Annotated in this window: 1 protein-coding gene (only partly in view); it reads right to left on the bottom strand. The window is 70.7% G+C overall.

Annotated features, from left to right (window positions below):
- Positions 1 to 15129, bottom strand: partial view of a non-ribosomal peptide synthase/polyketide synthase gene (locus tag ACFWN2_RS12330; protein ID WP_382427002.1) — the 5' end (the start) only. Its footprint begins 15843 nt before the window's first position; 15129 of the gene's 30972 nt are visible here — the first part of the coding sequence; the start codon lies at positions 15127 to 15129; the stop codon falls past the left edge of the window.

The raw sequence follows: 15129 nt of genomic DNA, 5'->3' as shown, positions 1-15129 counted from the left end.
AAGCGCGCCATGGGTCACCGCGACACCCTTGGGACGACCGGTCGAACCGGACGTGTACGCGATGTACGCCAAGGAAGCAGGATCGATCGACGGGAGAGGCTCAGCAGGGGCCGCAGACAAGTCGTCGACGAGCAGCACCGCACCGGAGAAACCAACCGCCTCACCGGTCGTCACCACCGCAACCACACCGGCATCAGCCAGCAAGAACTCCAACCGCTCCGCCGGCAACCCAGGATTCACCGGCACATACACACCACCGCTGCGCAACACACCCTGGAACGCCACCGCCAACTCGACCCCACGCGGCACCAGCACCGCCACCGGCGACCCCACAGTCACCCCGGCCTGCCGCAACCGCGCGGCCAACCCGTCCGCCCGAGCGTTCAACTCGGCGAACGTCAGCCGCTCGTCACCACACACCACGGCGACCTCAGCCGACGACCACCCGGCGACCAGCTCCGGCACCGGCAGTTCGGCCGCAGGGACCGGAGTCGCTCCCCAGGCCACCAGCTCCGCCGCCTGCTCGGCCCGCTGCACCGGCACGTCCCGGACCGCCAGCTCAGGCCGTTCCGCGACGGCGGTCAGCACGACCGACAGCTGGTCGAGGATCCGCTCGACGGTGATCGCGTCGAACGCGGCTGTCGAGAACTCCGCCTCGACGCGCAGCGTGCGTTCCAGGTCGACCGCGAACGTGAGCGGGTAGTTGCCCTGCTCCACCGAGTCCGCGGCCTGCAGACCACCCAGGTCCTCCGGCAGCTCCTCCTGCGGGTAGTTGCCGAACACGACGATCGAGTCGAACAACGCCCGGCCGTGCGGAACAGCCGACCACCGCTGCACGTCCACCAAAGGCGTGTACTCGAACCGCTGCAACGCGACCTGGTTGTCCTGCAACAGGGGCAACCAGGCGGCGAAGGTCGTGTCCGCGGGCACGGAAGCGCGCACCGGCAGGGTGTTGATGAACAAGCCGACCATCGACTCCACGCCGGCCAGCTCGGCCGGGCGGCCGGAGACGGTGAGGCCGAACGTCACGTCGTCGTCGCCCGAGTACGTCGAAAGCAGCAACGCCCACGCCGCCTGCACGACCGTCGACAACGTCACGCGCTGACGGCGTGCCAGCTCGACCAGCTTGCCGGTGACCGTCTCGTCCAGGCGCAGGCGACGCCGGTCCTGGTCGTAGTGGCTGCCCGCCAGCCGGTCGACCGGAAGTGCCGTGGGAGCCTCGAACCCGGCCAGGTAGGTGCGCCAGAACCCTTCGGACTCCGCCGAGTCACGCCGGCCCAGCCACCCGATGAAGTCCCGGTAGGACCGCACGGGTTCCAGGACCTTGCCCTGGTAGGCGGCCGACACCTCGTCCATGACGACAGGCAGACTCCACCCGTCACAAAGACCCTGGTACAAGCCCCACACCAGCCACAACCGGCCCTCACCACGATCCACCAGGTACAACCGCATCAACGGCGGCGCGGCCAGATCGAAGCCGAGCGCACGGTCCTCGTCCAGCAACTCCCGCAGCCGCGACTGCTGAGCCACGTCGTCGAGGCCAGACCAGTCGCGCAGGTCGAGCGGAACGTCCACGCCCGTCAGCACGACCTGGACCGGTTCGCCGACGCCCTCCCACACGAACCCGCTGCGCAACGCCGCGTGGCGCGCGATCACCGTCCGCCAGGCATCGGTCAGGCGGTCGACGTCCAGAGGACCGGCGAGGTCGTAGACCCCCTGGCCCCAGTAGAGACCGTCGACAGGAGAACCCGCGACACCGAACAACATGCCCGACTGCACGGGCGCCAGCCGGTGCACGTCCGCCAGCGCGTACCGCTCGGCGAGCCGGTCGACCTCGGGCTGGGCCAGGGACGCCAGCGGGAAGTCCGACGGCGTGAAACCACTGGCAGAACGGCAATGCGCGACCAGCTCGCCCAAAGCCTCGATGTACCGGGCAGCAACGCGTTCAACGGTGGCGATGTCGTGCAGGGAGTGGCTGAAGTGCCAGTCGATCCGAAGGCGCCCCTCGGCGTCCTGCTGGGCCTCGATCTGCAGGACGTGCGACCGCGTCCCGCCCTCGCCCTCACTCGGGCCCGCCAGCTCGGCGGGCAGTTCCCGGCGGATCAGGCCGTGCGAGTCAACGGCGTCGAAAGCACCCAGGTAGTTGAACAGCACAGGCCTGTCGGCGGCATCGGCCAGATCGCCCTGCAACCAGCGCAACGCGCCATAGCCGACACCACGTCGCGGAACGGCACGCAGCTCCTCCTTGACGGCCTTGACCGCCGCCGCCGGGTCGCTCTCGTGCGTCAGGCGCACCGGGAAGATCGACGTGAAGTACCCGACGGTCCGCGACAGGTCCACGCCGTCGGCGACCGCTTCACGGCCGTGGCTCTCCAGGTCCACCGTCACGTGGCCGGACCCCGCCCACTCGCCCAGCACCTGCGCGAGAGCGGTCAGCAGCAGGTCGTTGCCCTGGGTGCGGTAGGCGCGGTGCGCGTCGCCGAGCAGCGCGGCGGTCGTGCCGGCGTCCAGCCACGACTGCACTACACCGGCCGACGTCTCGGTGTTCAGTCCGTCGCGGTCCTGCGGCAGCGCGACCACGTCCGCGGTCTGGGCCAGCCAGATCTCGCGCTCGTCCCGCGCGTCCAGTTCCTGCAGAACCTCGGCCCACTGCTGGAACGACGTCGTCTTCGGCCCGAGCTCCCGACCGGAGTACGCAGTGTCCAGGTCCTCAAGGAAGACGTTCCACGACACGCCGTCCATCACCAGGTGGTGCACGGTCAACCCGAGCCACGCGGGCTCGTCACCGCGATCGAAGTAGACCGCGGCGAGCAAAGGCCCGTCGGCCAGTCGCAACGAGGTCTGCGCGGCCGTCATCTCCGCGATGACGGACTCGTCACCGTCGACCACGCGCAGGAAGCCACCACCGTCGACCGGCGTGCCGAACTGGCCGTCCGGCGTGAACCGGATGCGCAACGCGTCGTGATGCACGACAAGGGAATCGAGCGCCTCGCCGAGCCTGACGGGATCGGTGCCGGGAGCCAGCTCGAACATCCCCGACCAGTTCCAGTGGTCCCGGTTCGGGATGTCCTCCGCGAGGAACCAGTGCTGGATCGGCGTCAACGGCACCGGACCGGTGACGACGCCCTGCTCCGCCAACGTGATCGCAGGCGTGTCCCGCACGACACCCGCCAGTTCGGCGACCGTCTGGTTTGCGAACACGTCCGCCACGTCCACACCAAGCCCGGCCGCACGAACCCGAGCCACGATCTGCAGGCTCAGGATCGAGTCGCCACCCAGCTCGAAGAAGTTGTCGTGCACACCGACGCGCTCGACCCCGAGCACGCCACCCCAGACGGCCGCGAGCGTCTCCTCGGCGGCGGTCCGAGGCGCGACGTACGCCTCACCGGTGGTCTCGGGCTCCGGGTCCGGCAGCCCGCGGCGGTCGACCTTCCCGTTGGGCGTGAGCGGAAGCCGTTCCAGCGCAACGAACACCGACGGCACCAAGTAGTCCGGCACCCGCTCGCGCAGCCACGCACGCAGTTCCTTGACGCTGAACTCGCCCTCGGCAACCACGTACGCGACAAGCCGCTTACCGCCGTGCGGCCCACCATCGCGCGCGACCACAACAACATCACGCACGTTCGGGTGGTCGCCGATGACGACCTCGACCTCACCAGGCTCAACGCGGTAGCCGCGGATCTTGACCTGCTCGTCGACACGACCCAGGAACTCGATCGTCCCGTCGGCACGCCACCGCGCACGGTCACCAGTGCGATAGAGGCGTTCGCCGGAGTCGGTGAACACATCAGGCACGAACCGCGTCGCCGTGAGGTCGGGGCGTCCGAGATAGCCACGCGCCACACCGGCACCACCGACGAGCAGCTCACCGGGCACGCCGACGGGAACAGGCCGCATCGCCGGGTCGACGACGACAGCACGCGCGCCGGCCAGCGGCGTACCGATCGGCACCACGGCGGCAGGATGATCCTCGCCAACGGCGTGGAAGATCGAGTCGATCGCCGCCTCGGTCACACCGAACACGTTGCCCGGCACCGCGTTCGGCGCCACCTCCGCCACAGCCGTGGTCAGCGCATCGTGCGTCCACATGTCCGTACCCGAGATCACCAGACGCAGCGACTCCACAGGACCGGCGACCCGGCAGTGCGCCGCCAGATCACGCAGCAGCATGCCGGGAACGATCTCCGCGACCTCGATCCGGTGCTCCACCAGCGTGGCGTGCAACGACTCGACGGAGACGTGCTCGTCGTGCGGCAGGAACACCACCGTCTGGCCGAACGCCAGGGCACGGGTCATGTCGCCGATCGACACGTCGAAGCCAGGACCGGACATCGACAGCACCGGGCCAGGTCCGCCCAGCGCGGCAAGTCCGTCACGCCAACCGGCCACATAGGACGACAGGGCGGCATGCGTGACGGCCACGCCCTTGGGGCGGCCGGTCGAGCCGGAGGTGTACGCGATGTAGGCCAGGGAGGTGGGATCGACCGGCGGAAGGAGCTCAACAGGGGCAGGGGACACGTCGTCGACCAGCAGCACGGCTCCAGAGAACCCTGCGGTTTCACCGGCCAGTCCGATCCCCGCCAGCTCACCGACCAGGCCCGCGGTCGTGACCACCGCGACCACCCCGGCATCCGCCAGCAAGAACTCCAACCGCTCAGCAGGCAACCCCGGATTCACCGGCACATACACGCCACCCGACCGCAACACACCCTGGAACGCCACTGCCAACTCGACCCCACGCGGCACCAGCACCGCGACCGGCGACTCCACCGTCACCCCGGCCTGCCGCAACCGAGAAGCCAACCCGTCCGCCCGAGCACCCAGCTCGGCGAACGTCAGCCGCTCGTCACCGCACACCACGGCAACGCCGTCACCAGCCCACCCGCGAATCAGCTCGGGCACCGAAGCCTCGGCGGCGGGCACCGGCGTCCGGCCCCACGCCACCAGCTCGGCCGCCTGCTCGGGACGCTGCAACGGCACGTCCACGACAGCCAACTCAGGCCGTTCCGCGACGGCGGTCAGCACGACCACCAACTGGTCGAGGACCCGCTCGACGGTCGCCGAGTCGAAGGCGGCCGTCGAGAACTCGGCCTCGATCCGCAGCGTGCGCTCCAGGTCGACCGCGAACGTGAGCGGGTAGTTGCCCTGCTCCACCGAGTCGACCGAGGCGTAGCCGTCAGGAATCTCGGTCAGGTCGTCGGGCAGTTCACGGTGCGGGTAGTTGCCGAACACCACGATCGAGTCGAACAACGCTCGGCCGCCCGGCACCGAGGACCAGCGCTGGACGTCGACCAGCGGCGTGTACTCGAAGCGCTGCAACGCGACCTGGTTGTCCCGCAGTTCGCGCAGCCACGACGTGAACGGCACGTCGGCGGGCACCGCGGTCCGCACCGGCAGCGTGTTGATGAACAGACCGACGATCGACTCCACGCCCACCAGGTCGCCGGGCCGGCCGGACACGGTGAGCCCGAACAGCACGTCGTCCTCGCCGGACGACGCCGACAGGACCTTGGCCCACGCGGCCTGCACGACCGTCGACAACGTCACGCGCTCACGACGTGCCAGCTCGACCAGCTTGGTGGTGACGCTCTCGTCCAACCTCGTCTTGAGGCGTTCCTGCGCGTAGTGGTTGGTCGCCAACCGGTCCACCGGCAACGGCGTCGGCGCCTCGAAACCGTCCAAACAGGACCGCCAGAACGACTCCGACTCGTCAGGGTCGCGGGCGTCCAGCCACGAGATGAACTCGCGGTACGACCGCACCGGTTCCAGCGCGGAACCCTCGTACGCCGCGAGCACCTCGTCCATGACGACGGGCAGACTCCACCCGTCACACAGCCCCTGGTACAAGCCCCAGACCAGCCACAACCGGCCCTCGCCGCGATCAACGAGGTACAACCGCATCAACGGCGGCGCGGCCAGGTCGAAGCCGAGCGCGCGGTCCTCGTCCAGCAACTCCCGCAGCCGCACGTGCTGAGCATCTGCCGCGACGCCGGACCAGTCGTGCACCTGAAGCGGAACGTCCACGCCCGCCAGGACGACCTGCACCGGTTCGCTGACGCCCTCCCAGACGAACCCGCTGCGCAGAGCGGGATGCCGCGCGATCACGGTCCGCCACGCGGCGGCCAGCCGGTCCGCGTCCAGGGGCCCGGCCAGGTCGTAGACGCTCTGGCCCCAGTACAGACCGTCGACCGGCGAGCCGACCACGCCGAACAACATGCCCGACTGCACCGGAGCCAACCGGTACACGTCCGCCAACGCATAGCGCGAAGCAAGCCCGTCCACGTCGCCCTGCTCCAGCGACGCCAACGGGAAGTCCGACGGCGTGAAGCCGGCGGCACCGGACTGGCAGTGCGCCACCAACGCGCGCAACGCCTCGACGTATCGGGCCGCGACACGTTCCACGGTGCCGGTGAGGTGCAGGTTCGTGCTGTGCAGCCAGTCGATGCGCAGACGGCCGTCCGCCGCGCGCACGACTTCGAGCTGCAACGGGTAGGCGCGCGTCCCGCCCGGTCCCTGCATCGGTCCGGCCAGCTCGGCCGGAAGCTCGCGCCGGATCAGGCCGACCGAGTCGACGGCGTCGAAAGCGCCCAGGTAGTTGAACAGCACGGGCCGGTCGGCAGCATCGGCGAACGAGCCTTGCAGCCAGCGCAGGGCCCCGTACCCGACACCACGACGAGGAACGGCCCGCAGCTGCTCCTTGACCGACTTCACCGTCGTGCCCACGTCGTGGAACCGGTCCAACCGCACCGGGAAGATCGACGTGAACCAGCCGACCGTGCGCGACAGGTCCAGGTCCTCGCGGCCGTGGCTCTCCACGTCGACCGTGACGTGGTCGCTGCCGGCCCACTCCCCCAGGACCTGGGCCAGAGCGGCGAGCAGGAGGTCGTTGGCCTGCGTGCGGTAAGCCTTGTGCGCCTCGCCGAACAGCGCGGCGGTGGTGTCCGCGTCCAGCCAGGTGCTCACCACGGCGCCGGACGCCTCGGTGTTGGGGCCGTCGGCGTCGGCCGGCAGCGCGACCACGTCCGACGTGGCCGCGACCCAGTGGTCCCGTTCGCCGTCCGCGTCCAGCTCCAGCAGGTGTTCCGCCCACTGCTGGAACGACGCGGTCTTCGGCCCCAGCGCCTCCGAGCGGTAGGCGGTGTCGAGGTCTTCCAGCAGGACGTTCCACGACACCCCGTCCATCACGAGGTGGTGGACGGTCAGGCCGAGCCACGCGGGTTCGTCACCGCGGTCGAAGAAGACGGCGGCCAGCAACGGACCATCGTTCAGCCGCAACGACTTCTGCGCCACCGTCATCTCGGCGGCCACGTCAGAGTCGCCCGCAACGACCCGCAGCAGGTCGACAGCCTCGACACCGGCGTTGTGCTGGCCGTCGGCCGAGAACCGGATCCGCAACGCGTCGTGGTGCGCCACGAGAACGTCCAGCGCCTGCCGCAGCCGAACCGGATCGGTGCCAGGAGCCAGTCCGAACATGCCCGACCAGTTCCAGTGGTCGCGGTCCGGGATGTCCTGCGCCACGAACCAGTGCTGGATCGGCGTCAGCGGCACCGGTCCGGTGACCACACCCTGCTCCGCCAGCGAGACCACCGGCGTCTCGCGCACGGCGAGAGCGAGTTCGGCGACGGTCTGGTGGGCGAACACGTCCGCCACGTCCACACCGAGGTCCGCCGCACGGACACGGGCGACGATCTGCAGGCTCAGGATCGAGTCGCCACCGAGCTCGAAGAAGTTGTCGTGCACACCAACGCGCTCAACCCCGAGCACGCCGCTCCACACCGCCGCCAGCGTCTCCTCGACAGGAGTTCGAGGCGCGACGTAGGTCTCGGCGACGATCTCCGGCTCCGGCTCGGGCAACCCGCGGCGGTCGACCTTGCCGTTGGGCGTGAGCGGAAGCCGTTCCAGCGCAACGAACACCGACGGCACCAAGTAGTCCGGCACCCGCTCACGCAGCCACGCACGCAGAACCTGACCGCTGACGTCCCCGTCCTCGGCGACCACGTACGCGACAAGCCGCTTGCCACCGTGCGGCCCACCGTCCCGGGCCACCACAACAACATCACGCACGCCGGGGTGATCACCGATGACGACCTCGACCTCACCGGGCTCCACCCGGTAACCGCGGATCTTCACCTGCTCGTCGACACGACCCAGGAACTCGATCGTCCCGTCCGCACGCCACCGCGCCCGGTCACCGGTGCGGTACAGACGCCCACCGCCGACACCGAACACGTCCGGCACGAACCGCTCGGCCGTCAGGTCCGGCCGGTTCACGTACCCCTGCGCCACACCGGATCCACCGACCAGCAGCTCACCGGGAACGCCAACGGGAACAGGCCGCATCGCCGAGTCGACCACCACGGCCCGCGCACCGGCCAGCGGCGTACCGATCGGCACCACAGCGGCAGGATGATCCTCACCGACGGGGTGGAAGATCGAGTCGATCGCCGCCTCGGTCACGCCGAAGACATTGCCCGGCACGGCGTTCGGCGCCACCTCCGCAACGGCAGTGGTCAGCGCATCGTGCGTCCACATGTCCGTACCGGAGATCACCAGGCGCAGCGACTTGACCGGCCCGGCCTCGCGGCAGTGCGCCGCCAGGTCGCGCAGCAGCATGCCTGGGACGATCTCCGCGACCTCGACCTCGTGGTCCACCAGGGTCTCGTGCAGCGACTCGACCGTCACGTGCTCGTCGTGCGGCAGGAACACCACGGTCCGGCCGAACGCCAGCGCTCGCGTCATGTCGCCGATCGACACGTCGAAACCGGGGCCCGACATGGACAACACCGTGCCCGGACCACCCAGGTCGGCGAGCCCTTCGCGCCAGCCGGCGACGTACGACGACAGCGCGGCGTGCGTCACCGCCACGCCCTTGGGACGACCGGTCGAGCCTGAGGTGTAAGCCACGTAGGCCAACGCGTCGGGATCGATCCGCACCGGCAACGCGCCGAAGCCCGGCGAGTCGTCCAGCACCAGCACCTCGGCGAGTCCGGTCAGCTCACCGGCCAGGGCCGAGGTCGTGACGGCGACCGTCGCGCCCACGTCCTCCAGCAGGAACGCCAGCCGTTCGGCGGGAAGGCCTGGGTTGATCGGCACGTACACGCCACCGGACCGCATCACGCCCTGGAACGCGACCGCCAGCTCGATCCCGCGCGGCACCAGCACCGCGACCTTCGAGCCCACGACCACTCCGGCCTGCTGGAGCCGTCCGGCCAGCGCCTCGGTCCGGAAACCGAGTTCGGCGAACGTCAGGTTCTCGGCGCCGCAGACCACCGCGACCTCGGGTGAGATCCGCGCCCAGTCGTCGATCAGGTCCGGCACCGGGCGTTCGGCGGCGGGTTCGCGGGTCTCGCCCCACGCCACCAGTGCCGCGGCCTGCTCAGGACGCTGCAACGGCACGTCCCGCACGAGCAGGTCCGGCTGCCGCACCACGGCGGTGAGCACGACCGCGAGCTGGTCGAGGACGCGTTCCACCGTCACGGCGTCGAAAGCGGCCGTGGAGAACTCGGCCTCGATCTTGAGCTCGGCCTCCACGTCCACGGCGAAGGTGAGCGGGTAGTTGCCCTGCTCCACCGAGTCGAGCAGCGGCGACAGCTCGAAGTCGGCGACGCGGGTCTGGCCACCGGGGTAGTTGCGCAGCACCACGATGCTGTCGAACAGCGCGCGACCACCGGGCACCGAGGACCAGCGCTGCGCGTCGACCAGCGGCGTGCACTCGAACTGCTGCAGAGCGGCCTGGTTGTCCCGCAGGTCGCGCAGCCACGACGTGAACGGCACGTCGGCGGGGACCGCGGCGCGCACCGGCAGCGTGTTGATGAACAGGCCGACGGTCGACTCGACCCCGGCCAGCTCCGGCGGACGGCCCGACACGGTCAGGCCGAAGACCACCTCGTCCTCACCCGAGGACGCCGACAGCACCTTGGCCCACGCGGCCTGCACGACCGCCGACAACGTCACGCGCTCGCGCCGGGCCAGCTCGACCAGCCCGGCCGTCACGGTCGCGTCGAGGTGCGTGCGCCGCCGGTCCTGCGCGTAGTGGTCGGTGGCCAACCGGTCCACCGGCAACGGGGTCGGCGCCTCGAAACCGTCCAGGTAGGACCGCCAGAACGACTCGCCGGCGTCACGGCCGTCCAGCCAGGCGATGAACTCGCGGTACGACCGCGCCGGAGCCAGCGCCGAACCCTCGTACGCCGCCAGCACCTCGTCCATCACAACGGGCAGACTCCACCCGTCACACAGACCCTGGTACAGACCCCACACCAGCCAGTGCTGCCCCAGCCCCCGGTCGACGAGGTACAGGCGCGTCAACGGCGGCGCGGCCAGGTCGAACCCGAGCGCGCGGTCCTCGTCCACCAACTCGCGCAGCCTCGCGTGCTGTGCCTCCGAGTCCACATCGGACCAGTCACGCACCTGCAGCGGAACGTCGACGTCGGCCAGCACCACCTGCACCGGTTCGCTGACGCCCTCCCACACGAACCCGCTGCGCAACGCCGCCTGGCGCCCGATCACCGTCTGCCACGCGGCCGCCAGCCGGTCCGCGTCCACGGTGCCGGTGAGCTCGTAGATCCCCTGGCCCCAGTAGAGCCCTTCCTCAGCCGGAGCACCGACGACACCGAACAACATGCCCGACTGCACCGGAGCCAACCGGTACACGTCCGCCAGGCGCGGGAAGCGTGCCGCCAGCCGGTCGACCTCGTTCTGCGCCAGCGACGCCAACGGGAAGTCCGACGGCGTGAGGCCCGAGGCCCCGGACCGGCAGTGCGCGACCAGCGCCTCCAGCTCGCGCTGGTAGGTCGCGGCCAGCCGTTCCACCGTCTCGGTCTCGTGCAGGTCCGCGCTGTAGTGCCACTCGACCTGCAACTGCCCGTCGGCGGTGCGCGTCACTTCGAGGTTCAGCACGTGCGACCGCGTGCCACGGCCCGAAGTGGCAGCGCCCCGCAAGGCCACCGGCAGCTCGCGCCGCAGCAGATCCCCGGTCCCCGCGACGGAACCCAGGTAGTTGAACAGCACCGGGCGATCCGGCGCGTCGGCCAGTTCGCCGTGCAGCCACCGCAACGCGCCGTAGCCGACACCGCGGCCCGGCACGGCCCGCAGCTGTTCCTTCACCGCCTTCACGGTCGCGCCGATCTCCTCGTGCCGGCTCAGCCGCACCGGGAAGATCGACGTGAACCAGCCGACCGTGCGCGACAGGTCGACGCCGTCCGCGATCGCCTCACGACCGTGGCTCTCCAGGTCGATGGTCAGCTCGTCGGTGCCGGCCCACGAACCGAGCGTGCGCACCAGCGCCGACAGCAGCAGGTCGTTGCCCTGCGTGCGATACGCCTTGTGCGCGTCACCCAGCAACGCGCTGGTCGTCGCGGCGTCGAGCAGCGTCGTGTGGACCCGCGCCGAACGTTCGTCGTTGGGCCCGTCGCCGTCGACCGGCAGCGCGACCACACCGGACGTCGCCGCGGCCCAGTGGTCCCGTTCACCACTCGCGTCGAACGCCTGGAGCTGCTCTGCCCACTGCTGGAACGACGTCGTCTTCGGCCCCAGCTCCTCCGCGCGGTACGCGGTGCCGAGGTCCTCCAGCAGCACGTTCCACGACACGCCGTCCATCACCAGGTGGTGCACGACGAGGCCCAGCCACGCCGGTTCGTCGCCACGGTCGAAGTACACGGCGGCCACGAGCGGACCGTCCGCCAGCCGCAACGACTTCTGCGCCACCGTCATCTCGGCGGCCACGGCCTCGTCGCCCTCGATCACCTTCAGGCCGACGGACTCGATGCCGGCGTTGTACTGGCCGTCGGCCGAGAACCGGATCCGCAACGCGTCGTGATGGGCGACCAAGGCGTCGAGCGCCTGGCTCAGCCTCACAGGATCGGTACCGGGCGCCAGCTCGAACACGCCCGACCAGTTCCAGTGGTCGCGGTCCTCGACGTCCTGAGCCACGAACCAGTGCTGGATCGGCGTCAGCGGCACCGGACCGGTCACGACCCCCTGCTCGGCCAGGGTGATCGCGGGCGTGTCCCGCGCGACAGCCGCCAGCTCGGCGACCGTCTGGTGCGACAGCACGTCCGCCACACCGAGACCCAGTCCGGCGGCACGTGCCCGCGCCACGATCTGCAGGCTCAGGATGGAGTCGCCGCCGAGCTCGAAGAAGTTGTCGTGCACACCAACGCGTCCAACGCCCAGCACCTGTGCCCACACCGACGCCAGAGCGTCCTCAGTGGACGTTCGAGGCGCCTCGTAGGCCTCCGCGGTCTCGGGCTCGGGGTCGGGCAACCCGCGCCGGTCGACCTTGCCGTTCGGCGTCAGCGGCAACCGTTCCAGCGCAACGAACACCGACGGCACCAAGTAGTCCGGCACCCGCTCACGAAGCCACGAACGCAGCTCCTTCGAGCTGAACTCACCCTCCGCCACGACGTACGCGACCAGGCGCTTGCCCCCGTGCGGTCCACCATCGCGAGCGACGACCACGACATCGCGCACGTCGTCGTGATCACCGATGACGACCTCGACCTCACCGGGCTCGACCCGGTAGCCGCGGATCTTCACCTGCTCGTCGACACGACCCAGGAACTCCAGCACGCCGTCGGCACGCCACCGCGCCCGGTCACCGGTCCGGTACAGCCGGCCGCCCGCCGAGCCGAACACGTCCGGCAGGAACCGTTCCGCGGTCAGATCTGGACGCCCCACGTAACCCCGCGCCAGACCGGCGCCACCGACCAGCAGCTCACCCTCGACACCGACGGGCACCGGCCGCAACGACCCGTCCACGACGAACGCGTCGACACCGGCGAGCGGCCCGCCGATCGGGACGACCTCGCCCTCGTGCTCCGGCCGCGCGGTCACCGCGTGGAAGATCGAGTCGATCGCGGCCTCGGTCACGCCGAACACGTTGCCCGGCACGGCGTTGGGCGCCACGGCCTCGACAGCGGACACGAGCGCGTCGTAGGTCCACATGTCGGTGCCCGAGATGAGCAGGCGCAACGACTCGACCGGCCCCGCCTCGCGGCAGTGGGCGGCGAGGTCGCGCAGCAGCATGCCGGGAACGATCTCGGCGACCTCGACCGCGTGGTCCACCAGGGTCTCGTGCAGCGACTCGACCGACACGACCTCGTCGTGCGGCAGGAACACCACCGTCTGCCCGAACGCCAACGCCCTCGTCATGTCGCCGATCGACACGTCGAAACCGGGGCCCGACATGGAGAGCACGGTGCCGGGGCCGCCCAGCTCGGCCAGCCCGTCACGCCAACCGGCCACATAGGACGAGAGAGCGGCGTGGGTGACGGCGACGCCCTTGGGGCGGCCGGTGGAGCCGGAGGTGTACGCGATGTACGCCAGCGCGTCGGGGGCGACCGGCGGCAGCGGCTCGCCGAGGCCGGCTGGCCCGTCTTCCACCACCAGCACCGCCCCGGAGAAGCCGACCGGTGTGGACCCAGCGCCCTCCGGCGACCCCGCCGCCGTCAGCTCACCGGCCAGCGCCGCGGTCGTCACCACCGCGACCACCCCGGCATCCGCCAGCAGGAACTCCAGCCGCTCCGCCAGCAACCCAGGATTCACCGGCACGTAAACACCACCGGACCGCAGCACACCCTGGAACGCGACAGCCAACTCGACCCCGCGCGGCACCAGCACTGCGACCGGCGACTCCACCGTCACCCCGGCCCGCCGCAACCGCCCGGCCAACCCATCCGCCCGAGCACTCAACTCGGCGAACGTCAGCCGCTCGTCACCGCACACCACCGCGAGCTTGTCGCTGCCGGCGTAACCCGCGACCAGGTCCGGAACGCTCGCAGCAGCTTCCTGCGGCGCACCAGCACCCCACTGCCGCGTCCGCGCCAGGTCCACAGTGGACGACGGCAGTCGCCCGTCGACCGGACCGGAGGCGAGCCGGTCCAGCACCTCCAGGAACCGCTCCTCGTGCAACACGAGCTCGGCGTCGGCGGCCACACCGTCCTCGACGTCGACGTCGATCCACGCATGGTCACCGTGCGACCAGCCGTAGGTGGTGACCGTGAGATCGCGGATCGGCCCGACCGCGAGGTTGCGCGGCGCGTCGGCGACCACGTCGGTCCCGAAGCTCCGCGAGCGGTTGAAGTCCACCACGTTGAGCGTCGGCCCGAACCAGGCGCCGTTGCCGGTGACGCCGAGCCGCCGGGCGAGGTCCTCCCCGCGATACCGGGACCGCGCGACGATCTCCGCGAGCCGGGACGTGGTGGCGCCGGTCAGCTCGCGGACCGTCAGCGCGTCCGGAAGGTGCAGGACCACGGGGGCGACGTTGGCCAGCAACCCCGGGGTCGACCGCGTCAACGGGCTGCGGCGCGCGGCCGTCGGCAGGCTGAACACCACGTCGTCGCGGTCGGTCAACGACCGCTGGTAGGCGGCGAAGGCCGAGACGAGGAAGTGCGGCACGCGCAGACCGAGCGCGGCCGAACGTTCGAGCACGGCTTCGCGCAACGCCGCGTCCACCGCGACCGTGCGCCGCCGTGGCGGCCGCTGCCGTTCGGGACGGCGTTCGTCCTCGCGGTCCCGCAGGGTGGCCGCGGAGTCCAGCCAGTACCGCTCGTCGGTCTCGCGGTCGGCGGAGAGCCGGTAGGTCTCGTCCTCGGTCACGACGTCGGCCCACGAGCCGAAGTAGCGCGGCCGGTGCTCACCGGAGTAGATCTCGGCGACGCGCTGGGTGATCAGGTTGAACGTGAAGATGTCCGTGATCAGGTGGTGGGCGCGGTGGTACCACCAGTACTCGGCGTCGGCGACGCGCAGCAGCGCCCAGCGCCAGAGCGGCGCCATTCGGTGATCGATCGGACGGGCGCCGTCGGCGTGCATCCACGCGCGTGCCGCACCAGCGGGGTCGGCCTCGCCGCGCAGGTCCACGACGGGCAGGACGTCGGCGGGCAGGTCGTCGGCCATCGCCTGCCAGGGCGCGCCGTCCGCGTGCTCGCCGAAGAAGAGCCGGTACGCGTCGGTCTCCCCCGCCGCGACACGGGCGCTCGTCCGCAGGAGTTCCTCGTCGACGGCTCCGCGCAGGACCACGTACTGGGCCGGGTTGAACTCGGGGGTGTCCCCGAGCAACTCGGCCGACAGCCACATGTCGACCTGCGCCGCCGTCAGCGAGTACCGGACGCCGGGCACGCGCCGCTCAACCAC

The sequence above is a fragment of the Lentzea sp. NPDC058436 genome (genome assembly GCF_042721515.1).
Lineage (GTDB): Bacteria > Actinomycetota > Actinomycetes > Mycobacteriales > Pseudonocardiaceae > Lentzea.
The sequence above is the reverse complement of the archived record's forward strand: the minus strand, read 5'-3'. Positions and strand labels throughout refer to the sequence as shown.